Source organism: Aestuariimicrobium sp. T2.26MG-19.2B, from assembly GCF_950101875.1.
Lineage (GTDB): Bacteria > Actinomycetota > Actinomycetes > Propionibacteriales > Propionibacteriaceae > Aestuariimicrobium > Aestuariimicrobium kwangyangense.
Genome location: NZ_CATNLW010000002.1, coordinates 447,821 through 473,022, shown reverse-complemented (window position 1 = coordinate 473,022; position 25,202 = coordinate 447,821). Strand labels below are relative to the sequence as shown.

The 25,202-nt window shown below is 69.4% G+C and carries 22 protein-coding genes; 15 read left to right on the top strand and 7 right to left on the bottom strand.

The features are described 5' to 3' along the window. Positions 1 to 61 precede the first annotated feature (61 nt). Positions 62 to 982: a tetratricopeptide repeat protein gene (locus QQZ11_RS12020; protein WP_284550576.1), complete on the top strand. Its 921-nt coding sequence runs from the start codon at positions 62 to 64 to the stop codon at positions 980 to 982. Positions 983 to 998: 16 nt separating this feature from the next. Here QQZ11_RS12020 and glgB read toward each other — a convergent pair whose 3' ends face one another. The 4 genes from glgB to glgX are packed head-to-tail and all read right to left on the bottom strand — an operon-like array spanning position 999 to position 8,436. Next, complete coding sequence (gene glgB, locus QQZ11_RS12015; RefSeq protein ID WP_022910351.1) at positions 999 to 2,927, bottom strand: 1,4-alpha-glucan branching protein GlgB; 1,929 nt, start codon at positions 2,925 to 2,927, stop codon at positions 999 to 1,001. A gap of 1 nt (position 2,928) precedes the next feature. After that, entirely contained in the window at positions 2,929 to 4,203 is a 1,275-nt protein-coding gene (locus tag QQZ11_RS12010; protein WP_284550575.1) for a maltokinase N-terminal cap-like domain-containing protein, read from the bottom strand. A 10-nt stretch (positions 4,204 to 4,213) separates the two neighbouring features. Next, entirely contained in the window at positions 4,214 to 6,295 is a 2,082-nt protein-coding gene (locus QQZ11_RS12005) for an alpha-1,4-glucan--maltose-1-phosphate maltosyltransferase (RefSeq protein WP_446698854.1), read from the bottom strand. Further along, complete coding sequence (gene glgX, locus QQZ11_RS12000) at positions 6,292 to 8,436, bottom strand: glycogen debranching protein GlgX (protein WP_284550769.1); 2,145 nt, start codon at positions 8,434 to 8,436, stop codon at positions 6,292 to 6,294. The genes QQZ11_RS12005 and glgX overlap by 4 nt, the downstream gene beginning before the upstream one ends. 66 nt (positions 8,437 to 8,502) lie before the next feature. On the opposite strand from glgX, the gene QQZ11_RS11995 reads away from it, so the two are divergent. From QQZ11_RS11995 to QQZ11_RS11975, 5 genes are read left to right on the top strand one after another with little or no spacing between them, the layout of a single operon-like run. After that, a complete protein-coding gene (locus tag QQZ11_RS11995; protein WP_284550574.1) occupies positions 8,503 to 9,285 on the top strand; it encodes an enoyl-CoA hydratase/isomerase family protein in 783 nt (260 codons plus the stop codon). After that, positions 9,275 to 10,420: a cysteine desulfurase family protein gene (locus tag QQZ11_RS11990; RefSeq protein ID WP_284550573.1), complete on the top strand. Its 1,146-nt coding sequence runs from the start codon at positions 9,275 to 9,277 to the stop codon at positions 10,418 to 10,420. The genes QQZ11_RS11995 and QQZ11_RS11990 overlap by 11 nt, the downstream gene beginning before the upstream one ends. 42 nt (positions 10,421 to 10,462) lie before the next feature. Next, positions 10,463 to 11,536: a tRNA 2-thiouridine(34) synthase MnmA gene (gene mnmA / locus QQZ11_RS11985; protein ID WP_284550572.1), complete on the top strand. Its 1,074-nt coding sequence runs from the start codon at positions 10,463 to 10,465 to the stop codon at positions 11,534 to 11,536. A gap of 1 nt (position 11,537) precedes the next feature. Beyond that, positions 11,538 to 12,524, top strand: coding sequence for a hypothetical protein (locus QQZ11_RS11980; protein ID WP_284550571.1), 987 nt, complete (start codon positions 11,538 to 11,540; stop codon positions 12,522 to 12,524). Between the two features lie 17 nt (positions 12,525 to 12,541). After that, entirely contained in the window at positions 12,542 to 12,748 is a 207-nt protein-coding gene (locus QQZ11_RS11975) for a hypothetical protein (protein ID WP_040438213.1), read from the top strand. 9 nt (positions 12,749 to 12,757) lie between these two features. Here QQZ11_RS11975 and QQZ11_RS11970 read toward each other — a convergent pair whose 3' ends face one another. Both QQZ11_RS11970 and QQZ11_RS11965 read right to left on the bottom strand, forming a co-directional pair. Further along, positions 12,758 to 13,264, bottom strand: a complete 507-nt coding sequence (locus tag QQZ11_RS11970; RefSeq protein WP_022910342.1) for a VTT domain-containing protein — start codon at positions 13,262 to 13,264, stop codon at positions 12,758 to 12,760. Continuing rightward, positions 13,261 to 13,869, bottom strand: a complete 609-nt coding sequence (locus QQZ11_RS11965; RefSeq protein ID WP_026378007.1) for an amino acid-binding protein — start codon at positions 13,867 to 13,869, stop codon at positions 13,261 to 13,263. Before QQZ11_RS11965 ends, QQZ11_RS11970 begins: the two co-directional genes overlap by 4 nt. Positions 13,870 to 14,000: 131 nt before the next feature. Between QQZ11_RS11965 and gatC the strand changes: the two genes are divergently transcribed. The 6 genes from gatC (at position 14,001) to QQZ11_RS11935 (ending at position 22,089) form a co-directional block, all read left to right on the top strand. After that, positions 14,001 to 14,294 carry an Asp-tRNA(Asn)/Glu-tRNA(Gln) amidotransferase subunit GatC gene (gene gatC, locus QQZ11_RS11960; RefSeq protein WP_022910340.1) on the top strand — a complete coding sequence of 98 codons (294 nt, stop codon included), beginning with the start codon at positions 14,001 to 14,003 and terminating at the stop codon, positions 14,292 to 14,294. A gap of 29 nt (positions 14,295 to 14,323) precedes the next feature. Beyond that, on the top strand, positions 14,324 to 15,832 hold the full coding sequence (gene gatA, locus QQZ11_RS11955) for an Asp-tRNA(Asn)/Glu-tRNA(Gln) amidotransferase subunit GatA (protein WP_446698866.1): 1,509 nt from the start codon (positions 14,324 to 14,326) through the stop codon (positions 15,830 to 15,832). Position 15,833: 1 nt separating this feature from the next. Then, on the top strand, positions 15,834 to 17,342 hold the full coding sequence (gatB, locus tag QQZ11_RS11950; RefSeq protein ID WP_022910338.1) for an Asp-tRNA(Asn)/Glu-tRNA(Gln) amidotransferase subunit GatB: 1,509 nt from the start codon (positions 15,834 to 15,836) through the stop codon (positions 17,340 to 17,342). Continuing rightward, positions 17,339 to 18,184, top strand: coding sequence for an SMP-30/gluconolactonase/LRE family protein (locus QQZ11_RS11945; protein WP_284550570.1), 846 nt, complete (start codon positions 17,339 to 17,341; stop codon positions 18,182 to 18,184). The genes gatB and QQZ11_RS11945 overlap by 4 nt, the downstream gene beginning before the upstream one ends. A 109-nt stretch (positions 18,185 to 18,293) precedes the next feature. Beyond that, positions 18,294 to 20,384, top strand: a complete 2,091-nt coding sequence (locus QQZ11_RS11940) for a cytidylate kinase family protein (RefSeq protein WP_284550569.1) — start codon at positions 18,294 to 18,296, stop codon at positions 20,382 to 20,384. Positions 20,385 to 20,418: 34 nt separating this feature from the next. Then, a complete protein-coding gene (locus tag QQZ11_RS11935) occupies positions 20,419 to 22,089 on the top strand; it encodes a nuclease-related domain-containing DEAD/DEAH box helicase (RefSeq protein WP_284550568.1) in 1,671 nt (556 codons plus the stop codon). Positions 22,090 to 22,092: 3 nt separating this feature from the next. Here the strand turns inward: QQZ11_RS11935 and QQZ11_RS11930 are convergent, their stop codons facing one another. Beyond that, entirely contained in the window at positions 22,093 to 22,743 is a 651-nt protein-coding gene (locus QQZ11_RS11930) for a TIGR03085 family metal-binding protein (protein ID WP_284550567.1), read from the bottom strand. Between the two features lie 48 nt (positions 22,744 to 22,791). Between QQZ11_RS11930 and hisI the strand changes: the two genes are divergently transcribed. From hisI to QQZ11_RS11915, 3 genes are read left to right on the top strand one after another with little or no spacing between them, the layout of a single operon-like run. Then, a complete protein-coding gene (hisI, locus tag QQZ11_RS11925; RefSeq protein WP_446698853.1) occupies positions 22,792 to 23,211 on the top strand; it encodes a phosphoribosyl-AMP cyclohydrolase in 420 nt (139 codons plus the stop codon). Continuing rightward, positions 23,208 to 24,695, top strand: a complete 1,488-nt coding sequence (locus QQZ11_RS11920; RefSeq protein WP_022910332.1) for an anthranilate synthase component I — start codon at positions 23,208 to 23,210, stop codon at positions 24,693 to 24,695. The genes hisI and QQZ11_RS11920 overlap by 4 nt, the downstream gene beginning before the upstream one ends. Continuing rightward, the gene (locus QQZ11_RS11915; protein ID WP_022910331.1) at positions 24,692 to 25,186 is read left to right on the top strand and encodes a Trp biosynthesis-associated membrane protein; all 495 of its coding nucleotides are present in this window, start codon (positions 24,692 to 24,694) and stop codon (positions 25,184 to 25,186) included. The genes QQZ11_RS11920 and QQZ11_RS11915 overlap by 4 nt, the downstream gene beginning before the upstream one ends. Positions 25,187 to 25,202: the final 16 nt, after the last annotated feature.

Below are 25,202 nucleotides of genomic sequence, written 5' to 3'. Positions count from 1 at the left end.
GGCCCCATCCTTGCGGATAGTCGGGATTGGTGCAGGGCGAAGGTTTGGTTGAATGGGAGCCATGACCGACGCTCAGTTCTCCCGTCCCGGTGCCGTTGACCTCTCCTCCCTCACGCAGGCCGCCCAGACATCGCCCGCGGCGGCCCCCGGTGGCGACACCTGGGTGACCGACCTCACCGAGGCCAGCTTCAACGACTTCGTCCAGTTGTCGATGCAGTACCCCGTGGTGCTCGAACTGTGGTCCCCCCGCGCCCAGGGCGGCGAGCAGTTGGCCCGGGACCTGGCCGAACTCACCGACGCCGCCCGCGGCTCGTGGTTGCTGGGCCGGGTGAACGTCGACGCCGAACCGCGCATCGCCCAGGCGCTCCAGGCCCAGGCGGTGCCCTACGTCGTGGTGTTGCTGGGTGGGCAGGTGGCCCCGCTGTTCCAGGGCACCCGTTCGAGGGACGAGGTGAAGGCGGCGCTCGACCAGATCGGCCAGGCGGCGGTTGCCGGGGGCATGGTCGGCAAGGCCCAGCCGCTGGGACGCACCGCCGCCGCCTCGGCGGGCAGCCCGGACGAGGCGCCCGCCAATCCCCGGTTCGCGGCCGCCGATGCCGCCCTCGAGCGGGGGGACTTCGCCGCCGCCCTGGCCGAGTTCGACAAGTTGGTTGCCGAGACGCCGCGGGACGCCGAGGTGGTCGCCGGGCGCGCCCAGGCCGCCCTGCTGGTCCGCGCCGGTGCCTACGACCCTGCCGAGGTGCTCGCCGCAGCCCAGGCCAACCCCGACGACCTGGAGGCCCAGTTCCGAGCCGCCGACGTCGAGTTGATGAACAACCGCGCCCATGAGGGATTCGACAGGCTGCTCTCACTCGTGCGGATCCTGTCGGGGGACGAGCGCGAACAGGTGCGCCTGCGACTGTTGGAATTGTTCAGTCTGCTGGGCAATGGTGACCCGCGGGTGTTGAAGGCCCGGCGGGAACTGTCAACAGCCCTGTTCTGAGCCGCGAGGACACCGGTCAGTCGACGACGGCGTTCGAGAGTGAGGTCAGCCGTCCGTCGTACTTGAGCCAGACCGAACCCAACGGGGGCAGGCACACGCTCGCCCCGGCCATGGCCCCGCGCCCACCCGGGATCTCGCGTGCGATCACCTGGCCCATGTTCCCGTAGCTGCCCGTGCCCTGGAAGTAGGCCGAATCGGTGTTCAGGATCTCGGTCCAGACCCCGGGCTTCGGCAGCCCCAGTTGGTAGTGGTCGTGCGGGGTGGGGGAGAAGTTGGTGATGCAGGCCACCAACTGCCCCTCGCCGTCGGAGCGCAGGAAGGCGAACACGTTCGCGGCCGAGTCATCGGCGTTGATCCACCGGAAGCCAGCCGGGTCGTTGTCGAGCTTGTGCAGTGCCGGCAGCGAGCGGTACAGACCGTTCAGGTCCCGCAACAGCAGCTTGAGCCCGTGGTGTCCGTGCTGGTCGGCCTGCCACCAGTCGAGGCCGCGGGTCTCGGAGAACTCGGCCGACTGCCCGAACTCCTGCCCCATGAACAGCAACTGCTTGCCCGGGAAGCTCCACATGAAGGAGTAGAAGGCACGCAGGGTGGCGAGCTTGCGCCAGTCGTCCTGGGGGATCTTCCCGAACATCGAACCCTTGCCGTGCACGACCTCGTCGTGGCTGATCGGCAGCATGAAGTTCTCGGAGTAGGCGTAGACCATCGCGAACGTCATCAGGTGGTGGTGGTGGCGCCGGTTGATCGGGTCTTCCTCGAGGTAGCGCAGGGAGTCGTTCATCCAGCCCATGTTCCACTTGAACCCGAACCCCAACCCGCCGTGGTGCACCGGCCGGGTGACCCCCGGGAAGCTGGTCGACTCCTCGGCGATCATCAGCACCCCCGGTTCACGCTCGTAGAGGTGGGTGTTGACGTAGCGCAGGAAGTCGATCGCCTCGAGGTTCTCGCGGCCACCGAACTGGTTGGGCACCCATTCGCCCTCCTTGCGCGAGTAGTCCAGGTAAAGCATCGATGCGACGGCATCGACCCTCAGGCCGTCGATGTGGAACTCCTGGATCCAGTACAGCGCGTTCGAGACGAGGAAGCTCTTCACCTCGTTGCGGCCGTAGTTGAAGATGTAGGTGCCCCAGTCCATGTGCTCGCCCTGGCGGGGGTCGGAGTGCTCGTAGAGAGCGGTCCCGTCGAAGCGACCCAGGGCGAAGTCGTCCTTGGGGAAGTGGCCCGGCACCCAGTCGAGGATGACCCCGATGCCGGCCTGGTGCAGGCGGTCGACCAGGTACCGGAACTCGTCGGGACGGCCCAACCGGCTGGTGGGGGCGAAGTACCCGGTCACCTGGTAGCCCCAGGAACCCTCGAAGGGGTGCTCGGCGACCGGCATGAACTCCACGTGGGTGTAGCCCTGCCAAGTGACGTACTCGACCAACTCCTCGGCCAGCTCCAGGTAGGTCTTGCCGCGCCGCCATGAACCCAGGTGCACCTCGTAGACGCTGATCGGTTCCTGATGGGCCTGACTGGTGCGCCGCTTGGCCATCCAGTCCTCGTCCGCCCACAGGTACTTGCTCTCGTAGACGATCGAGGCGGTCGACGGTGCGGCCTCGCAGAAGCGGGCCATCGGGTCGGCCTTCTCGATCCACCTCCCGTCGGCGGTGAGGATCTTGTACTTGTACACGGTGCCGGTGTCGATTCCCTCGACGAAGCGTGCCCACACCCCCGAGCCGGGCACGAGCGTGAGCTCGTCGCCCTGCCACCCGTTGAAGTCGGCGATCACCATCACGCGCTGCGCGTTCGGTGCCCAGACCGAGAAACGGGTGCCCCTCACTGACCCGCGCTCGTCGTCGTGCACGTCGGTGACGACGGCTCCCAGACGCTTCCAGCACTCGGTGTCGCCACCGGAGTGGAAGCCCTCCAGGTCCCAGCCGGTGAGTCCACCGGAGAAGTCGTGTGCCACGTCAGTTCCTTTCGGTCAGCTGCTGCAGGGCGAGCAGAGGAATCCCAACCCACGTCGGTCGGTTGCGTGTCTCGTAGACCACTTCGTAGATCGCCTTGTCAGCGATGTAGGCGGCAAGGATCCGGCGCTGCTCGGCCGTGATCTGTGGAGCGTAGGCGCCGAGGAAGGCCGCCGTGGTGCGGTCGAGCCAGCCTGCGGCCGTTGACGGGTCGTCGGCTGCCGAGGTGGCGTAACCGAAGGAGCGCACCATGCCGGCGACGTCACGCCACTTGGAGTCGGGCAGGCGGCGCTCCTCCAAGGACTTCATGGGTTCCCCCTCGAAGTCGATGATCCGCCAGCCGCCGGGGGTGTGCAGGGTCTGGCCCAGGTGGAAGTCGCCATGGGTCTGCTGGGTGTTCAACTGCAACCCCACCAGGCCCTCGAACAGCGAGGTCAGCGCCGTGACGTGCGGCTCGAGCACCGGTGCGGCCAGCACGGCCTGGTCGAGCCGCGCCCGCATGGTCGCCGCCACGGTGGCACCGTCGACGCGTTGCGCCGGGAAGGTGTCGGCCAGTGCCCGGTGCACCTGGGCCAGCGCACTGCCCAGGGCGGCCGCGTGGTCGGTGAAGTCGGAATCGGTGCGGGCCGCCTCGCAGGCGAGCCCCCAGCCGTCGACGGCGTCCTGCAGGCGTTCGACGATCATCGCCAGGTCGCAACCACCCAGTCCGGGCACCGGTGCCGTCGACTCGACCCAGCCGTAGAGTCGCGCCACCGCACCCGACCCGGCCCGGGCGAGGGCGTCGTGCACGGCGATGTCGAGGTTTCGTCCGGCCTCCAACTTGCGGAACAGCTTCACCAGGGCGACGCCGCCGACCTCGAGGTTGGTGTTGGACTGCTCGCCACCGAAGACGGTGACCTCGCCCGACAGCGCCTCGGGGTGGCTGACGACCGATGACCACGTGCCCGACTCCCCCCCGCGCTGAGCCATGGCGGACACCATGGCCCGCAGGGCGGCGGGATCGCGGGTGGCGTCGTGGGCGTGGCCCTCGTTCGTGTGGCCCAGACCGCCGGATCCCAGCGCCTGGGGCCGGTAGCTCACCACCACCTGGTAGAACTCGTGGCCGCCGTCGTCGTAGGTGACGGTGACGATCTCGCTGCGCACCGACAACTCGTCGGAGCGTACGTACCAGTCGAGGGGGACGAGGGCGGTCAGGCGACCGCCACGGCCCTTGCCGGAGAACCAACGGGCCCCCAGCACGTGGTCGGACAGGGCGGGGCTCTCGAGCAGCGTGGTCACGGGCGACACCTCACTGCTGGCGGGCACTGAAGATGTGGGCGGGCGTCGCGGGCGAGAGCTTGACGAAGTTGGTCTGCCCCCAGCTGAAGGTGGACCCCGTCAGTTCGTCGTGCACGCGCAGCACCGCCCCGGCATCGAAGCCCAGACCGGCCAGGTCGAGGGACACCTCGGCCGACTGCTCCAGGTTGGGGTCGAGCGAGACGATCACCAGCACGACGTCGTCACCGTCGCGTTTGGCGTAGGCGAGGATCGCCTCGGAGGTGGTGTGCTGGAAACTGGTGCGGCGCAGTTGCTGCAGGGCCGGGTGCCGGCGCCTGATGTCGTTGAGCAGGCCGATCAGCGCGTTCAGGTTGGGCTCCGCGTTGTGGTCACGGGGCCGGTACTCGTACTTCTCCGAGTCGAGGTACTCCTCACGACCGGGTGCCAGGGGCAGGTGTTCGAACAGTTCGAAGCCGGAGTACACCCCCCAACTCGGCGCGAGGGTGGCCGCCAGGATGGCCCGGATCGCGAACTGGGCCTGGTTGCCCGACTGCAGGGCGAAGGGGTTGATGTCGGGCGTGTTGACCCAGAAGCTGGGCCGGTAGCAGTCGGCCCACTCCGTGGCCAGTTCGGTGACGTACTCGGTCAGTTCGTGCTTGGTGTTGCGCCAGGTGAAGTAGGTGTAGCTCTGCTGGAACCCGGCCTTGCCCAGGGCCTGCATCATCTGGGGGCGGGTGAACGCCTCGGCCAGGAACACCACCTCGGGATGGGCGGCGTTGACCCGCCCGATCAGCCACTCCCAGAAGTCCACGGGCTTGGTGTGGGGGTTGTCGACCCGGAAGACGGTCACCCCCTTCGAGATCCACAACTCCAGCAGCCGCAACGACTCGGCATAGATGCCCTCGGGGTCGTTGTCGAAGTTGATGGGGTAGATGTCCTGGTACTTCTTGGGAGGGTTCTCGGCATAGGCGATGGTGCCGTCCAGCCGGGTGGTGAACCACTCCGGGTGCGAGGTCACCCACGGATGGTCGGGCGATGCCTGCAGGGCGAAGTCCATCGCCACCTCCAGCCCCAGCTCCCGGGCTCTGCACACGAAGGCCTCGAAGTCGGCCATGGTGCCCAGGTCGGGATGGATGCTGTCGTGGCCGCCGGCCGGGGAACCGATCGCCCAGGGAGAGCCGGGGTCCTGTTCGCCGGGGGTCAGGGTGTTGTTCCTGCCCTTGCGGAAGGAGGTCCCGATGGGGTGGATGGGTGGCAGGTAGACGATGTCGAAGCCCATCGCGGCCGCTGCCTCGAGCCGCTCGTGCGACGAGGCGAAGGTGCCCGAGACCCATCGTCCGGTCTGGGCGTCGATGTGGGCCCCCTGGGAACGGGGGAAGAACTCGTACCAACTCGAGAACGCCGCGAGCCGCCGCTCGACCCGCACCGGGACGGGGCTGGTGGGGGTCACGAGACCGCGTACGGGGAACCTGGCCATGGCGTTGGAGACGGCCCGGGTCTGCACCGTCTCGAGCAGTTCGGCCGGGTCACGTTCGGGCAGCAGGGTCGCGGCGACGGAGTCGAGCACGGTGGCGGTGGTGGTGTCACCGGCCGTGCGGGCCAGGTCAGCGGCCCGGGTGAGCACGTCGCGTCCCTCGAGGCAGACCAGCGCGACGTCGATCGCCAGCGGCAGCTTCGCCTCGGCGTGGTGCAGCCAGGTGTTCCATTCGTCGGCCCAGCCCTCGACGTGGAGGGTCCAGTCACCCTCGGCATCGGGGCGAACCCAGCACTCGAAGATGTCGAGCCCCATCGGCTCCACCTGGACCATCGCAGTGGTCAGTCGTCGACCGTCGGGGGCGGTCAGCACCGCGGTCGCGGCGACCGCGTCGTGCCCCTCGCGGAAGACGTGCGCTCGGACGAGCACCTGCTCCTTGACGACCGCTTTCGTGGGGTACGCGCCACAGTCGACCAGCGGCTCGGTGAGCCGCACGGGGATACGTCCCATGGCGGCCGGGTGAGGGTTGCGTTCGAGGGTGATCGCAGCCACGGCGGGAGCCGCGGTGGTGGCAGTGTCGGCCTGGACGGCCGAGGGTTCGGTGGCCTTCTGGGCGGGCTTCTTGCTGGGAGTGCTCACGCCTCCAACGTATCGGCTCCGGCCTTGCTGGGGGCCAGATGCACGCGCACCACCAGTGAGGATCGTCCCGGGATGGTCAGCGTCTCACCCGGGGCCAGCACCGTCGGAGCCGACCCGGTCGTGCCGTCCGTTTCCGGTGCCGACCAGGAGTCGAGCAGCACCTCGTGGCCGGCTCCCCATTCGGCGGGCGGCATCACCAGGTCGAGGGGTTCCGGGCCGGCGTGCAGCCAGACGATGAACGCGTCGGTCTCGTCGGAGACGTACATGCCCAGGGTGCGGCGTCCGGCGTCGGCCCAGTCGGCGTCCCCCATCTCCCCGGCCCCGCCGTTGAGCCAGGCGAGGCGGTGGCGACCGGTCGGCTCACCGTCGGCATCGAGGATCTCGTCGTGTCCGCTGAACTCGGGCCGGCGCAGGAGCGGCTGCTCGGCCCGCAGCTTGAGGGCGCGCGCGGTGAAACTGGTCACGTCGGCCCAGTCGTCTGCCATCTCCCAGTGCACCCACGAAATGGGGGAGTCCTGGCAGTAGGCGTTGTTGTTGCCCCGCTGGGTGCGTCCGATCTCGTCACCGGCCAGCAGCATCGGCACGCCCACCGCCATCACCTGGCTGAGCATCATGTTCTTGATCTGTCGGTGGCGCAGGTCGAGCAGGGCCTCGTCGTCGGTGTCGCCCTCCCACCCGTGGTTCCACGAGTGGTTGTTGTCGGAGCCGTCGCGGTTCGACTCGCCGTTGGCGTCGTTGTGCTTGACGTCGTAACTGACGACATCGCGCAGGGTGAAACCGTCGTGCACGGCCACGAAGTTGATACCCGCCGTGGCATCGCGCCCCGGGGTCTGGAAGATGTCGGGGGACCCGGCCATGCGGGTCGCCAGTTCGCGCACACCGTGGGTGGCGCCACGCCAGAAGTCGCGCACGTGGTCGCGGAAGTGGTCGTTGTGCTCGGCCCAGCCCGGCCCCCAGTTGCCCACTTGGTAGCCGAAGGGGCCCACGTCCCACGGCTCGGCGATCAACTTGATGTCGGCGAAGACCGGATCGGCCGCCAGTGCCTGCTTGAACGGGTGGTTCTGGTCGACGTGGTGCTGGGCGTCGCGGATGAGGGTGGTGGCGAGGTCGAACCGGAACCCGTCGACCCCCATCTCGGTGACCCAGTAACGCATCGAGTCGAGCACCATGTCGAGCACCGCCGGGTGGGAGGTGTCGACTGAGTTGCCACAACCGGTGACGTCGTAGTCGTTGTGCAGGTCCTGTGTGAGCCGGTAGTAGGCCCCGTGGTCGATGCCGCGGTAGCCCAGGGTGGGTCCTTCGTGACCGCCCTCACCGGTGTGGTTGTAGACCACGTCGAGGATCACCTCGATGCCCGCCTCGTGCAGCGTCGAGACCATCTGCTTGAACTCCAGCACCTGTTCGCCGGTGGTCCCCATCGACGAGTAGGCGGCATGCGGTGCGAAGAAGCCCAGCGTGTTGTAGCCCCAGAAGTTCGTCAGTCCCTTGCCGACCACGAACGGCTCCGAGACGAAGTGGTGGACCGGCATCAACTGCACCGCTGTGATGCCCGTCCTCACGAGGTGCTCGACCACGGCGGGATAGGCCAACCCGCCGTAGGTGCCACGCAGGTGCTCGGGGACCTGCGGGTGCTGATGGGTGTAGCCCGACAGGTGCGTCTCGTAGATGACCGTCTCCGACATCGGACGACGCCGGGCGAGCGGGGTCGGCGCCGGTCCGTCGGCCACCACCACGGCCAGGGGCACCGCCGAGGCACTGTCGCGGGTGTCGGGCTGGTAGTTGGACTCGGCGGTGTGGTCGCGGATGGGTCCGGCGTAGTCCACCCCGGCCGTGATGGCGCGGGCGTAGGGGTCGAGCAGCAACTTGGCCGGGTTGAAGCGCATGCCCCGGTTGGGGTTCCACTCACCGTGCACCCGGTAGCCGTAGAGCTGACCTGCGCGCACACCCGGCACGTGCACCAGCCAGGTGCCGTCTGGTTGCTGGGCCATGTCATGGTTCTGCTGGCTGCGGTCGAGTTCGAGCAGGGAGAGTTCCACCCGCGTGGCGCGAGGCGCCCACAGGGAGAATCGACAACCGTCGTCGACGAGGTGTGCCCCCAAGCTCGATGAATCCTGGGCTCGACGGGACTCAGCAGCGCTGATCTCGCTCAATTCACATCCTTTGGTTGACCGGCGACTGATTGTAACCGCCACGGTAAGTTGACCGACATGAACAGAGCGGACGTCGTGGTCGAGCGTGTCGGACGAGTGGCGGTCATCCGGTTGGATCGTCCGCCGGTGAATGCCCTCTCGATGGCGATGCAGGACCGCCTCGGTGAGATCGCCCATGACCTGTCAGCGGATGCCGGGGTACGGGCGGTCGTGGTCACCGGCAACGGCAAGAACTTCGCCGCCGGTGTCGACATCAAGGAGATGTCGCAGCTGGGCGTGACGCAGATGTCCTCGCGCGTGAAGGTGATGCAGGAGTGTTTCACGGCCGTGGCGAAGATCGGCAAACCGGTCGTGGCCGCCGTCAACGGCTACGCACTGGGCGGGGGCTGTGAACTGGCCCTGTGCGCCGACCGCCGGATCGCGGGGGAGTCGACCACCCTGGGCCAGCCCGAGATCCTGCTGGGCATCATGCCGGGGGCGGGTGGCACCCAGCGGCTGCCGAGGCTGATCGGCTCGTCCGCGGCCAAGGACCTGATCTTCACGGGACGCCGGGTGCACGCCCAGGAGGCACTGGCGCTGGGCCTGGTCGACGAGGTGGTGCCCGATGCGGAGTTGGTCGACCGGGCCGTTGCGTGGGCCGCGCAGTTCGAGAACTCGCCCTCGTGGGCGATCAGCTGGGCCAAGGAGTCCATCGACACCGGCCTCGAGACCGACCTCGACAACGGACTGACCATCGAGGCGACCGGGTTCGCGTCACTGTTCGGCACCGAGGACCGTCGGATCGGCATGAAGAGTTTCCTGGAGTCCGGGCCCGGCAAGGCCGTCTTCCGTGGCCGCTGAGGCGACCCGACACTACTTCGACCACGCGGCGCACTCGCCGCTGCGGCCCGCTGCCCGGCAGGCGTGGCTGCAGGCCGCCGACCTGGTCGGCAACCCGGCCGCCCTGCACGCCTCAGCCCGGCGCTCCCGGGCCGCGCTGGAGGACGCCCGCGAGTCGATCGCGGCTGATCTGGGGGCGCACCCCACCGAGGTGGTGCTGACCTCCGGCGGGTCGGAGGCCGACACCCTGGCGGTGTGGGGTGGTGTGCGTGGGCGCGCGTCGTCGGGCCGCGATCTGGTGGTGATCTCGGCCGTCGAGCACCCCGCGGTCGGCGAACTGGCCCGACAGTGGCCGGGCACCCTGATCGCCGGTGTCGACCCGACCGGCTCGGTGATGATGGACGAACTGGCCCGTCTGGTCGGTCCGTCGACGGCGGTGGTGAGCGTGCAGACCGTCAACAACGAGGTCGGGGTGGTGCAGCCGGTGGCCGAGGCCGCCGAGATCGCCCACGCGGCCGGCGCCTGGTTCCACACCGACGCGGTCCAGGCACTGGTCTCACCCGGGCTTGACTTCTCAGCCAGCGCGGCCGATCTGGTGTCGGTCTCCGCCCACAAGCTGGGTGGCCCCGTCGGGGTGGGGGCGCTGCTCGTCCGACGTGAGGTGGCCCCCGCCGTCACCGGACTGGGAGGGCGCCAGGAACGGGACCTGCGCTCAGGCACTCAGTCCGCGGCGCTGGCGGCAGCCTTCGCCGCGGCGCTGCACGAATCGGTGGCGAGCCGAGAGGCCGAGCGCGTCCGGATGGCTCGACTGAGGGCTGAACTGCTGGCCGGTCTGGCCGCAGCAGGCCAGGGAGAGGGGGTGCGCGTGAACGGCGGCGAGGTCGTCAACCCGGCCATCGTCCACCTCACCGCCCCCGGGGTACGCGCCGACGATGTGCTCCTGCTGCTCGACCGGGTCGGCATCGACGCCTCCGTGGGGTCGGCGTGCCGGGCGGGGGTGCACCAGCCCAGCGAGGTGGTGTTGGCGATGACCGGCTCCACCCAGGACGCCCTGTCGAGCCTGCGCTTCTCGATGGGTTGGTCGACCACCGACGACGACGTCGCGGCGCTGGTGAGGGAACTGCCCCGGGCGCTGGCGCGGGCGCGGGGAGTCTGAGGCCGCCGGGCCATCGAGGGCGGCGGGGTAGACTCGTCCGCCGTGAGAGTTCTGGCAGCCATGAGCGGGGGAGTGGACTCCGCCGTCGCCGCTGCCCGCATGGTGGCCGCAGGTCACGACGTCACCGGCGTGCACCTGGCGCTGTCGAAGAACCCCGAGTCGTATCGCAGCGGTGCGCGTGGGTGCTGCTCGCTGGAGGACTCCCATGACGCCCGCCGCGCCGCCGACAAGCTGGGCATCCCCTTCTACGTCTGGGACTTCGCCGAGCGTTTCCATGCCGACGTCGTCGAGGACTTCGTCGCCGAGTACGCCGCCGGCCGTACCCCCAACCCGTGCCTGAGGTGCAACGAGAAGATCAAGTTCGCTGCCGTCCTCGACCGCGGGCTGCAGTTGGGATTCGACGTGGTGGCCACCGGGCACTACGCCAGGTTGACCCGCTCGTCCGCCGGCCAGGTGGAACTGCGCCGCGCCGCTGACCCCGCCAAGGACCAGTCCTACGTGCTGGGCGTGCTGGACGCACACCAACTCGCGCACTGCGCCTTCCCGCTCGGCGACACCCACAAGACCGACGTGCGCGCCGAGGCCGCAGCCCTCGGGCTCGGAGTGGCCAAGAAACCCGACAGCCATGACATCTGCTTCATCCCCGATGGTGACACCGCGGGCTTCCTGACCCGCCAGCTCGGTGAGCGGGTCGGCGAGGTCGTCGACACCGCCGGACGGGTGGTCGGCAGCCATGCGGGCCATCACCAGTTCACCGTGGGCCAGCGGCGTGGCCTGCACCTGGGCGTGCCCGCCGATGACGGACGACCGCGGTTCGTGCTGTCCATCGAGCCCGTCCAGAACCGGGTCACGGTGGGTGCGAGGGAGAACCTGGCAGTCGGGGTGATCGACGCGATCCGGCCCATCCTGGCCGTTGCCGCCGCGCCCGGACGGTGGCGCGGGCACGTGCAGGTGCGGGCGCACGGCGCACCGATGCCTGCCACCGTCGAGTTCAGCGCCGACGCTCTGCACGTCGAGCTCGACGAGCCCTGCGAGGGCATTGCCCCCGGCCAGGCCGCCGTCGTGTACGCCGACGACCGCGTGGTCGGCAGCGCCACCATCAGTGGGACCCGCTGACATGTTCGCCACCCATCTGGGATCGCTCCCGGGCACCGACTTCCGCGCAGCCGTGCGACTGGTCCGTGACCGGCTCGGTCGGGCCGACCTGCCCGAGCTGCCCGCCCGTGGGGTGGGTGCCCAACTGGTCGGGCGAGGGGCCTCCCTGCTCGACGGGTTGGCCGTCGACCTGCAGCCTGCAGGGTGGCGGCTGACCGACCACCCCGGACGCGACCAGCGGCGCGCCCTCGCCCTGTTCCGGCGTGACCTCGACGACCTCGAGGAGGAGTGCTCCACCTTCGCCGGCCCCGCGAAGCTGTCGGTGGCCGGACCATGGACACTGGCCGCCGGTGTCGAACTGGCCCGCGGTGAACTGGTGCTCGCCGACGCGGGTGCGACCCGCGACCTCGCAGCCTCGCTCGCCTCGGGACTGGCCGACCTGGTCGGCGAACTGCGCCGCAGGTTTCCCGCCGCCAGCTGGACGGTGCAACTGGACGAGCCCTCCCTTCCGGCCGTGAGCTCCGGTGCCCTGCGCACGGCCTCGGGTTTCGGCCGCCATCGCGCCGTGGACGAGTCCGTCATCGGTGGTGGGCTGACGGCGGTCGCGTCGGCGGTGGCCGCCGCGGGTGCCCAGGTGGCCCTGCACTGTTGCGCGCCCGGACTCCAGCTGCAGTGGTTGGAGCGCGCCGGGATCGGCACTGTCGCGCTCGACGTGGCCCTGCTGACCGATCACGACCTGGCTGCCCTGGCCGGCTGGCTGGAATCGGGCAACCAGGTGTGGTGGGGCGTGCAACCCACCCAGGTACCCGACCTGGTGCTCAGCCGGGACCAACTGGTGGCCACCCACCGCCGGGTCGTCGATCGGCTCGGGCTCGACCCCGTGGTGGTGGACGAACGCTCGGCGGTCAGCCCTGCCTGTGGGCTGGCCGGGTGGAGCGAGGGCACCGTCCCACGCGTGTTCGACTCGCTGGTGTGGCTGGCCGAGGCCGCTCTCGAGTCAACCACCTGAGCGGTACTGTGGGCCGGGTGCGGATCTTCACCAACCTGAACCTCAACGGCACCACCCCGGCCCGGGTTCAGCCCAAGGTGGGGGAATGGGGACCGACCAAGGTGCCCACGACGGCCGCGAAGAAGCGGATGCGCATCTGGGTGAGCATTGCGTTCGTGGTGGTGCTGGCCGTCCTGGTGTTCGTGGGGTGGACGTTCTTCAAGGCCTTCACCCAGACCGCTTGACGCCGGCGCTCAGCCGAAGATGCCCTGGAAGGCTCCCATGGTGCCCAGTGCCAGCACGATGCAACGCACGAAGAACCCGACCAGCATGACCAGGCTGAAGGCCCAGAAGTTCATCGCCGTGGTGCCCGCGACCAGCACGACACCGTAGACCGGGGGCGCCCCGGTAGCCGATGAGACGAACAGGATCGGCATCCCCCACCGTGGGTTCTCGACCAGACGCGCCGTACGGGCCGACCAGCGGCGCCACCGGGCCCGCCACGATCCGGCGGGCACCTGGACCGGTTCACCCCGGTTCAGCCACGGCAGCTTCTTGCCGTGCCTGACCGCCAGGAACATCACCTGCTTGCCGATGGTGTGGCCGATGGCCAGTCCCACCGACAGTTCCACCGGGCCCAGCAGGTTGGACGCCGCCGCGGCCACGATGAATGCCTCGGTGTGGAACACGGGGACGATCGACGACAGCACCCCGTATCCGATCGACGAGATCACCTCGAGCCACTGGTGCCAGCTGATCAAAGGGTCATCCCTGCCAGGTGCTGCAGCCGGCGCACCTCCGAGACCAGATAGGCGGGCCCTCCCTGACGGCCCAGCACCAACGCGGATCCGTTCTGGAGGGGCGCGAAGGCGATGGTGGTCTCGCCCCAGCCCGGCAGCCACCCCTCGGGCAGGTCGCGGGTGGCGGCCTCGTCGAGGGGACCGAGGGCGCTGATCGCCTCGTCGTCCAACTCGGGGGCCAATTGGCTGGTCGTCGACGAACCGTCGGCGTTGACCACGGCCGCCCACTGGCTGTGGAAGACCACCGGCGCGTGGGCCGTCAACGTCTCGCTGGCACGGGCGGGGTCGGCCGAGATGCGGTCGAGCAGGTCGATGTCTGACTCAAGCCCCCAGTTCTCCGGGTACCGCGACAGCCACAGCACCTGTACCCCCGGCAACTCGTTGCAGGCGCTCACCAAGGTGTCGGGAAGACTGTTGGGAGGCATCGTCAGCATGAAGTCGTTGATCACCGAACCCTGCTGCTTCTCGACGATCTCGATGGCGGAGATGTCGGCACCCACGGTGCCCATAGCGGTCGCCACCTGGCCCAGGGAGCCGGGACGGTCGGGGAGTTGGACTCGGAGCAACAGCACCCCCCCAGTGTGACCGACGGCGGCGACGAGCCCAAGCCGACCGTGTTGCAGTCCTGTTTCACCCCCTAGGATGGGGTGGCCCCGTGCGGGTCGGTCCCGCACATGCCCGGGCTGCAGGAGGTTTCGTGGCACTCACCGAACGAGAGGTCGCTCGGCTCGCCGAGTTGGCCCGCATCGAGTTGACCCCCGAGGAGCTGCGCCTGTTCGCGCCGCAGCTCGACGTGATCCTCGACTCCGTGGCCAGTGTCGCCCAGGTCGCCACCGACGACGTGCCGCCCACCTCGCACGCGATGGGTCTGACCAATGTGTTCCGCGACGATGTGGTGCGCCCGGGCCTGACCCCGCAGCAGGCGCTCGCGATGGCACCCGTCTCGGAGGACGACCGGTTCCGCGTGCCCCGCATCCTGGACGAGGAGTGATCGTGTCCCAAGCCGACCTGAACGCGCGGATCATCACCGCCACCGCCGCCGAGATCGGACGGGCCATCGCGGCCGGCACCTGGACCTCGGTGCAGGTGACGACCGCCTTCCTGGCCCAGATCGACGCCGTCGACGACCGGGTCAACGCCTTCGTCACCGTCGACCGGAAGGGGGCGCTCGCAGCCGCCCGCCGGGTGGACGAGAGGATCGCCGCCGGGGAACGACTGGGTCCGCTCGCGGGCGTGCCGATCGCGGTCAAGGACCTGCTCTGCTACCAGGAGCTGCCCACCACGGCCGGCTCGAGGATGCTCGAGAACTGGACACCGCCCTACAACTCCACCGTCGTGCAGCGCCTGCTCGACGCCGGGCTGGTGATCCTCGGCAAGACCAACCTCGACGAGTTCGCCATGGGCTCGTCCACGGAGACCTCGGCCTTCGGCGCCTCCCACAACCCGTGGGACCTGGATCGGATCCCGGGCGGTTCCGGCGGCGGATCGTCCGCGGCCCTGGCGGCCTTCGAGGCGCCGCTGGCCATCGGCACCGACACGGGTGGATCGATCCGCCAGCCGGCGTCGGTGACCGGCACGGTCGGGGTGAAGCCGACCTATGGTGGCGTCAGCCGCTACGGCATCATCGCGATGGCCTCCTCGCTCGACCAGTGCGGCCCCTGTGCCCGCACGGTCGAGGACGCTGCGCTGCTGCACGAGGTGATCGCGGGGCACGACCCGATGGATGCCACCTCCATCGACCAGCCGGTGCCCGCCGTGGCTGAGGCCTCACGCGCGGGCGATGTGCGGGGGATGAGGATCGGCGTCGTCCGCGAACTCGGCGGCGAGGGCTATGCCCCCGGTGTCGAGCAGCGCTTCGACGAGGCCGTCGAACTGCTCAGGGCCCAAGGGGCCGAGGTGGTGGAGGTCTCCTGCCCCCACTTCGACCAGTCGCTGTCGACCTACTACCTGATCATGCCGGCCGAGATGAGCTCGAACCTCGCCCGCTACGACGCCATGCGCTACGGCCTGCGGGTCGGCGACGACGGCCAGAACTCGGCCGAGCAGGTGATGCGGCTCAGCCGCGGAGCCGGTTTCGGGTCGGAGGCCAAGCGACGGATCATCATCGGCACCTATGCCTTGTCTGCCGGTTACTACGACGCCTACTACGGCTCCGCCCAGAAGATGCGCACGCTGATCACGCGTGACTTCGACGCTGCCTTCGCGCAGTGCGACGTGCTCGTCTCGCCGTCGACGCCCACCACCGCGTTCAAGCTGGGGGAGCGGATCGACGACCCCCTGGCGATGTACAAGGCCGACCTGTGCACCATCCCCTCGAACCTGGCCGGCAATGCCTCGGCGTCGTTCCCCTGCGGCACCGCACCCGAGGACGGGTTGCCCGTCGGTTTCCAGGTGATGGCGCCCCCGATGGCCGACGACCGCCTCTACCGCGTCGGCGCCGCCCTCGAACGGGCGCTGGCCACGTGTGGCACCTCCACCGTCATTCCCCAGCTGCCCGGCAGTCTGGCCGAACCTTCACAGGAGGCCTGAGATGAGCGCATCCGCCGACGAGCTGATGGACTACGACGAGGTGCTCGACCGCTTCGACCCGGTGATGGGGCTCGAGGTGCACGTCGAACTCAACACGGCCACCAAGATGTTCTGTGGCTGCCCCACCACGTTCGGCGCCGAGCCCAACACCCAGGTCTGCCCCGTCTGTCTTGGCCTGCCCGGGTCAATGCCGGTGGTCAACGGCAAGGCCGTCGAATCGGCCATCCGGATCGGTCTGGCGCTCAACTGCGAGATCGCGCAGTGGTGCCGGTTCGCCCGGAAGAACTACTTCTACCCCGACATGCCCAAGGACTACCAGATCAGCCAGTACGACGAGCCGATCGCCTTCAACGGCCACCTCGACGTCGACGTCGAGGGTGAGACCTTCCGCATCGACATCGAGCGCGCCCACATGGAGGAGGACACCGGCAAGTCGCTGCACGTCGGCGGTTCGACCGGTCGCATCCAGGGGGCGGAGTACTCGCTGTTGGACTACAACCGGTGCGGTGTGCCGCTGATCGAGATCGTCACCAAGCCGATCGTCGGCGCCGGGGCGAAGGCACCCCAGGTGGCCCGGGCGTACGTGGCGCACCTGCGCGAACTGCTGCGCGCGCTCGGCGTCTCCGACGTCCGCATGGAGCAGGGTTCGCTGCGCTGCGATGCCAACGTCTCGCTGATGGCCAAGGACGCGACCGAGTTCGGCACCCGCACCGAGACCAAGAACGTGAACTCCCTGCGTTCGGTCGAGAACGCCCTCGCCTTCGAGATGCGGCGTCAGGCCATGGTGCTGGCTGGGGGAGGACGGGTGAAGCAGGAGACCCGTCACTGGAACGAGTCCCAGGGCAACACCTCACCGGGACGCTCCAAGGAGACCGCCGAGGACTACCGCTACTTCCCCGAGCCCGACCTGGTTCCCGTGGCCCCCGCGACCGCCTGGGTGGAGGAACTGCGGGCCACCCTGCCCGAACCCCCCGCCCAGCGCATGCGACGCCTCGCCGAGCAGTGGCAGCTGGGTGAGCTCGAACTGCAGGCGGTGATCAGCGCCGGCGCGCTCGACCTGATCGACGCCACGGTCACCGCCGGCGCCAGTCCGCAGGCCGCCCGCAAGTGGTGGACCGGTGAGCTGCTGCGCCGCGCCAACGAGGCCGGCGTCGACCTGGCCGACCTTGGCATCAGCCCGGCCCAGGTGGCGGCCGTCCAGGGTCTGGTCGAGGCGGGAACCGTCAACGACAAGCTGGCCCGGCAGGTGATCGAAGGCGTGCTGGCCGGTGAGGGCGAACCGGCCGAGGTCGTCGAGTCACGAGGCCTGGCCGTCGTCTCGGACGAGGGCGAACTCTCCGCCGCCGTCGATGCCGCCATCGCGGCCAACCCCGACGTCGCCGCGAAGATCCGCGAGGGCAAGGTGCAGGCGGCTGGAGCCCTGATCGGCTCGGTGATGAAGGCCATGCGTGGCCAGGCCGATGCGGCCCGGGTGCGTGAACTCGTGCTGGCCAAGCTCGCACAGTCATGACGGATGCGTGGGTGAACGGGGTCGAGCGGCTGGCCACGGCCGCACGCTGGCTCGAGGGACCCTGCTGGGTGCCGGCTCGGCGCAGTGTCGTGATGTCCGACATCCCGGGCAATCGGGTGCTCGAATGGCATGCCGAGACCGGTGAGCTGACCGTGTTGGAGGACCGGTGCGAGTTCACCAACGGACGCACGTTGGCCGCCGACGGCTCGTTGCTGGAGTGCAGCCACGGCCGCCGCGCGGTGCAGCGCCGACAGTTCACCGAGAACGGGTCGTCCACCGAGGTGCTCGTCGACCGTTGGCACGACCACCGGTTGAACTCGCCCAATGACCTGGTGGTGAGCCGCGACGGAGCGATCTGGTTCAGCGACCCCAGCTACGGCATCGATCTGCCCGATGAGGGGCACCCCGGTGAGCGCGAGTACGGCGACCGCTGGGTCTTCCGGCTCGACCCCACCGGTCGACTGAGCCCCGTCGTCACCGACATCGTCGCTCCCAACGGGCTGGCGTTCTCACCGGACGAGACCCTGCTCTACGTCGCCGATTCCGACGTGGCCGCCCAGATCAGGGTCTACGACGTCGTCGATGGCTGTCGGGCCAAGAACGGACGCTGGTTCGCCACCGTGCCGGCGGGCGTGCCCGACGGGATCCGGGTGGATGCCTCGGGGCGGGTGTGGTCGTCCGCGGCCGATGGGGTGCACGTGTACGACACCCTCGGCACCCACGTCGGGTTCGTGGGGGTGCCCGAGGTGGTCTCGAACCTCTGCTTCGGTGACGACGACTGGGTCTATGTCACGGCCTCGACCAGCCTCTACCGGTTCCGGATCCACGACCTGCCTGGCTGAGGCAAAATCAGGCAAGCGCCTCCGTTCGCTGCGCGGGCGGGCAAGGCCGGACGTAGCGTGGATGCATGGCCCCCGGTGGGCCCCGCTCCCACGAAAAGAGTGCTGCACCATGTCCGCCCCGACCCTGGAACTGACGCCGTCCACCACCTCCCAACTGCCGCGGTCGCGGATCTTCTCCTACGCCCTCGGCGACGTGGCGAACAACCTGAGCTTCCAGCTCACGTCCATGTTCCTGATGATCTACATGACCGACATCGTGGGCATCTCGGCCGGGGTGGCGGGCACCATCTACGCGATCACCAAGATCTGGGCCGGCGTCGCCGACCTGATCGCCGGTTCCACCGTCGACCGTGCGCGCACCAGGTGGGGACGGCTTCGTCCGTGGCTGTTGTGGTGCTCGACACCGCTGGCCGTGGTCTTCGTGTTGCTCTTCTCGGTGCCGGCGGGACTCAGTCCGGCCGCCTCGGTCGCGTGGATCTTCCTGTTCGACGCGCTCTTCCAGCTCTTCTACTCCTTCGTCAACATTCCCTACGGTTCCCTGTCAGCTGCCATGACCCAGGACTCGGTCGACCGCTCCCGACTCTCCGGTGCCCGGGCGATCGCCTCCGCGCTGACCGGGGTGGGATTGGCGGCCGTTGTCGCCCCACAGTTCAAGGACACCGCCGCTGACGGGGTACGGCTCACCTTCACCCTCACCACCATCGTGCTGGGCGCCATCGCGCTCGGACTGCACCTGGTGTGCTTCCGCAACACCCGTGAGGTCGTGCCACGCGGCACGGCACGGATCAACCTGCGCAACACGCTGGTGATGGTGCGCCGCAACCGGCCCCTGCTGGTGCTCTGCCTGGGGGCCCTGTTCCTGCTGGCCGCGAACTTCACGATGAATGCCGTGGCCATGTACTACACCCGCTACGTGCTCGGCAACGCCTCGTGGTTCACCTGGCTGATGCTGGCGCAGACCGTCGGGACCATCGCCGCCGCCTCCCTCGTGCCCACCCTGACGATGCGGTGGGGCAAGCGCCGGGGCTACATCGGTTTCGCGGCCGTCGCCGTGATCGCCTACCTGCTGGTCTTCCTCGTCCCCGGCGGCGAGGGCAGCCTGTTCATCGCGATGATCGCCTGGCTGCTGCTCGGCATCGGGATGGGCGGCACCAACGCGCTGATGTTCGCCATGCAGGCCGACACCGTCGACTACGGCGAGTGGCGCACCGGCATCCGGTCCGAGGGAGGCTCGTACTCGATCCTGTCGTTCGTCCGCAAGGTCGGCCAGGGTGTCGGTGGGGCGGTCGGTGGGGCCGTGGTGGGTGCGTTCGGTTACGTGGCCCAGGCGCCTTCACAGAGCGCCCACGCGTTGACCGGTATCAAGCTGTCGGCCGGGCTGGTGCCGGCCGGGCTGGCCGTGCTGGCCGCGTTGGTGATCATCTTCTACCCGCTCACCGCCGACCAGCACCGCTCCCTGGTGCGTGAACTCAGTGACCGTCGCACTCGCGCGGCAGCCGCCGAACAGGGCGTGGACGAGGTCACGATCACCGGTGTCGGCGACGGTCGCGACACCATGGTCACCGTTCCCCCCGCGACGCTTGGTGCGCAGGTGCCGCCGATCGTCACGATCTTCGCCCAGTACGGCTCGGGCGCCTCGGTGATCGCACCGGCGGTGGCCGAACGGCTGGGGGTGCGCTTCATCGGGCAGGCCTTCAGCCACGAGCAGATCGCCGATCCCACGGGGCGCAGCGACAACCCAGGCATCTGGGACCGGTTCCTGCAGACCTTCCAGGACGCGGGGTCGTCCGACTCGGAGATCTCGCGGGCCGCGCACCAGAGCCTCGACCACACCATGGTGGTGCGCAACACCGACGAACTGCTCGCCGGGGTGCAGAACGGTGCCGTGGTGCTCGGCCACAACGGTCAGGCCGTGCTGGCTCGTGCCGTGGGGGCGCTGCACGTGCGGCTCACCTCGCCGGTCAGCATGCGTACCCAGCGCGTGGCCTACCTGACGGGACTGCCCGAGGACCAGGCGCTGGCCAGGCTGCGCAACGACGACAGGCTCCGCGCCGAGATGTCGATCAGGCTGCACCAGGTCGACCCCAACGACGACACCTTCTACGACCTCGTGCTGAACACGGCCACCTTCACCTTCGACCAGGCCGTCGATGCCATCGTCGACGTCTACCGGACGAAGTACCCCACGGCCGTGCTCTGAGGCAGATGTCGGTGCGGCTTGCCATGATGGGCCCATGGCTCGCATCCTGCCCCCGACCGAGGAATGGTCGGACTCCGAACACCCCGTCATGAAGGCGCTCCACCAGACCCTGACCGACGAGGACGTGGTGCTCGTCCACCTCAACCTGATGGAGGCCGACCGTGACCGCGAGGTCGACTTCCTGGTGATGATGCCCGGCACGGGTTTCGCCGTGGTCGAGGCCAAGGGAGGGCTGGTCAGCCACGACAAGGACGGGCAGTGGTGGACCAGGTCGAGGGGCAGCAGGTTCGCGAGGGTGGACCCCGTCGACCAGGCCAGGCGCGGCAAGTACGCCGTCATCGAGCGGTTGGAGCGAGCCCCCCGCTGGGGGCGCAGGGGACGGATCGCATTCGTGCACAGTGTCGCCGTTCCCTTCTCGGAGTTCCCCGACACCTGGCACTCCGCTGACCTGTCCCGCTCAGCGCTGCACGACAAGGCCGACCTGCCCCAGATCGGCGGACGACTCCGGCGCCTGGTCGCCGAGCTCCGCCCCGGCGACCGGGTGCCCGACCACGACGACATCGAGGTGGCCGTCGAGATCCTCCTGGGCGGCGAGGTCTGGCAGGACGGTCCGCGACCCGAGGCCGACCTGCGGGCCGGCCAGGTGGCGCGGCTCACCACCGAGCAGTACTCCCTGCTGGGCGTCACGCGGCTGCTGAACCGGGTCGAGGTACGGGGGAGCGCCGGGTCCGGCAAGACCACGTTGGCCCTCGAGCAGGCCCGCCAACTGGCCGGCGGACGGCAGGGACACCCCGCCCAGAAGGTGGCGGTGATCTGCTACACCCACGGCTTGGCCGAACACCTCAAGCGTGAGGTCGCCAGCTGGCCCCGACGCTCCCGGCCCGCGTTCGTCGGACGCTACGACGAACTCGCCGAGGACTGGGGCATCCCACCCCATGACCGCGACGACTCACAGTGGTGGGAACAGGAACTCCCCGCGCAGATGGCGGAGGCCGCCAAGCAGCTCGACGAGGTGCAGAAGTTCGACGCCCTCGTGGTCGACGAGGCACAGGACTTCGCGGATGCCTGGTGGACCCCGCTGTTGGGCTGCCTGCGGGACCCCGACAGCGGTGGCATCTACACCTACGCCGATCCTGACCAAGGGGTGTTCGGGCGTCGTGGGACGCCCGGGGTGCCCATGGTTCCGCTGGTGCTCGACCACAACCTTCGCAACAGTCGTCAGATCGCCGAGTCGCTGCGCCCTTTCGCCCCTCACATCCGCCCACGCGGGTCGGACGGGCCGGCGGTCCGCTTCGTCGCGGCCGACCCCGACCAGGTGGTCGGTGTGGCCGACGACCTGGTCGACGAGCTGCTGGGCGAGGGCTGGGCCCCGGGCGATGTCGCCCTGATCACCACCGGCAAGCGGCACGAGGTGCAGCGGGAGCTGTTCGACCGGTACGGCAACCAGGGGTACTGGGCGAGCTTCTTCGCCGGCGACGAGGTCTTCTACGGAACCGCCCTGGGGTTCAAGGGCATGGAACGCACCGTGGTGGTGCTGGCCGTCAACGACGGGCGAATGGATCCCGAACGGGCGCGGGAGCGCCTCTACGTGGGCATGTCGCGGGCGACCGATCTGCTGGTCGTCGTGGCTGATCCCGATCACATCGTCCGCGTGGGAGGACGCGACCTGGCCCACAAGTTGGGGGTCACCACCCCCCACCGGTGAGGGTCACAGGCTGATGGCGGCGGCCTCGAGGGCTGACTGGCCCTCCTCGTCGGCGATCACCGTGACGTCGGCGTGGGCGCCGCGGCCGTAGCCGGCCAGCAGCAGTTCGCTGGCGCGTCCCTGCAGGGTGACGGTGTGGGTGCCGGGGCGGACCCGCAGCGACTCGCCGGGGGTGCCGTCGGCGCCGACGCGTTCGAGCACCAGCCCGGCGTCCACCTTGCGGAAGATGGCGCGGGCCAGCAACTTCAGCCGCTTCCAGCAGAACTCCTCGACCTCCTCGGGCAGTTCACGCGGCGGCAGTGGCGGTGTCTGGGCCCGACGGACGTCCTCGCAGTGGATGAAGAACTCCATGGCGTTGGCGCCCTCATCGACCCCGGGCACCCGGAACGGGCTCCATTGCCCGGGCCCACGCCGCAGCCTCTCCACCACCTGCGTCCACGGTTCGGCCGCCAGCACCTCGGTCATCCGACGTTCGGTGTGCGCGGCCAGCGGTTTGAGCACGATCCCGCCCGCTGCGATGGGGTCGTTCTCGCGGACGATCAGGTGCGCGGCCAGGTCGCCGGTCGTCCAGCCCTCGCACAGCGTCGGCTGGTCGGGGCCCAACTGGTCGAACAGGTCACAGATCAGGGAACGTTCCTCGGAGGCGATGGTCACCTGCCCCACCTTAGGCCCGGGCGAGCAAGCCGGGCCATAATGGGCGCCATGCCTTCTGCCGACCCCCGGTCCGGACTGGACCCCGCCCTCGCTGGCCGCCTCAAGCGCAACGAGGCAGGACTGGTGGCCGTGGTCACCCAGGACGCGACCTCCGGCGAGGTGCTGATGCAGGCCTGGATGAACGACGAGGCCCTGGCGGCGACGCTCGCCACCCGCCGGGCGACGTACTGGTCGCGCTCGCGCGACGAGCTGTGGGTCAAGGGACTGACCAGTGGTCACACCCAAGTCGTGCGCGAGGTGCGACTCGACTGCGACGGCGACACGGTGCTGCTGAAGGTCGACCAGACCGGCGTAGCCTGCCACACCGGCGACCGCACCTGCTTCGACTCCGATCTGCTGCTGGCCGACCCCTCGCCCGCCACCCACGTGCACCACCTGTCCGATCAGCAAGCCATGGAGCGCCCGTGACCATCACCCCCTCGCTGCACGAGTTCCGGCGGCTGGCCAGCCAGCGCCGGGTGATCAGCGTGCACCGACGCGTCCTGGTCGACGACCTGACGCCCATCGGCATCCACCAGACCCTGTGCGGTGACCGCGTCAACACCTTCCTGCTGGAATCAGCCGATGCCGGGGTCTGGTCGCGGTGGTCGTTCATCGGGGTGAACTGTTCGACCACCCTCACCGAGACCGACGGACAGGCCGTCTGGCTGGGTCGTCCCATCGCGGGGTTGCCGACCGAAGGTGACGTGCTCGAGGTGCTGGGCGCCACCATCGACGCGCTGCACACCGAACCTGCTCCCGACCTGCCCCCGTTCACCTCGGGTCTGGTGGGTTACCTCGGCTACGACTGCGTGCGCCATCTCGAGAAGCTGCCCGAGACGACGGTGGACGACCTGGGGATCCCCGAGCTGATGATGCTGGTGACCACCGACCTCGCCGCCTATGACCACCACACCGGTGAGTTGTGGCTGATCGCCAACGCCATCAACTTCGACGACTCGGATGCCGGCGTCGACGAGGCCTGGCGTGACGCGGTCAGCCGGGTCGACGCCATGGCCGACGTTCTCGCGCGTCCCCGTGGACGACGCCTGCGCGAACGCTCCAGCCAGCCCGACCTGCCGATCCACTGGCAGCGTGGCGCGGGGGAGTACCAGCAGATGGTGCGCGACGCGGTCGAGGAGATCCGGGCTGGTGAGGCCTTCCAGGTCGTGCCTTCCCAGAGGTTCGAGTTGGCCACCAACGTTCCCGGCATCGACGTGTACCGCGAGCTGCGGCTGATGAACCCCAGTCCCTACATGTACCTGCTGACGTTGCCCGGTTTCGAGATCGTTGGCGCCTCACCGGAGGCCCTGGTCACCGTGGTCGACGGGCGGGCCGCCACCAACCCGATCGCGGGCACCCGCCCGCGTGGCGCGACCATGGCCGACGACCAGCGCAACGAGGAGGAGTTGCTCGCCGACCCCAAGGAGCGCGCCGAGCACATCATGCTGGTCGACCTGGGTCGCAATGACCTGGGCCGGGTCTGCAGCCCCGGCACCGTCGAGGTCACCGAGTTCATGAAGGTGGCCCGCTACTCCCACGTCATGCACCTGGAGGCACGGGTCGAGGGAGAGGTGGCCGAGGGGCGCAACGCACTCGACGTCACCCTGGCCTGTTTCCCCGCCGGCACCCTGTCGGGTGCACCCAAGGTGCGCGCCATGGAGATCATCGACCGGCTCGAACTGACCAGGCGCGGCGTGTACGGGGGCGTGGTGGGCTACTTCGACTTCGCCGGCAATGCCGACACCGCCATCGGCATCCGCACCGCACTGTTGAAGGACGGGCGGGCCTATGTGCAGGCCGGTGCCGGGATCGTGGCCGACTCCGTGCCCGACACCGAGAACGACGAGACCCAGCACAAGGCCCGGTCGGTGGTGAACGCGGTGCGCCGCGCTGCCGGGGTGAGCCGGTGAGGCGCTGGTACGCCGCCGTGTCGTGGGCCGTCGCCGCGGGGCTCTCGGCCGTCGCGGGTCAGCGCACCTGGGCCCATGACGGGGTGCTGTCGGTGTCGGGTGCCGACGCCACCGGGGGCCTGGTGACCACCCTGGCTTGGGCCAGCGCCGCACTGGCCCTGTTGCTGCTCGTGGTGCGACGACGGGGTAGCAGGGTGGTGGGCGCGCTCGCCCTGGTGCTGGGCATCGGCGCGCTGCTGTCGGGACTGACCGCCTCCTTCCCCGCCCAGGACCTGCCCGCCGCCGTCGCCGCCCAGGCCAACCGGGATCCGTGGCGCTTCGCGTTCGCGGGGGCCGGGCTGCTGTTGGCACTCGGTGGCGTGGTCGCCCTGGTCACCGCGGGGCAGGCGGGTCGTCGTCCCGATCGGTACAGCCGACGCGCCGAGGCGACCGATGCCGACCTGTGGAAGGCCATGGACGCGGGACACGACCCCACCGAGGACCCGCGATAGGCTGCGCTCACGCTCA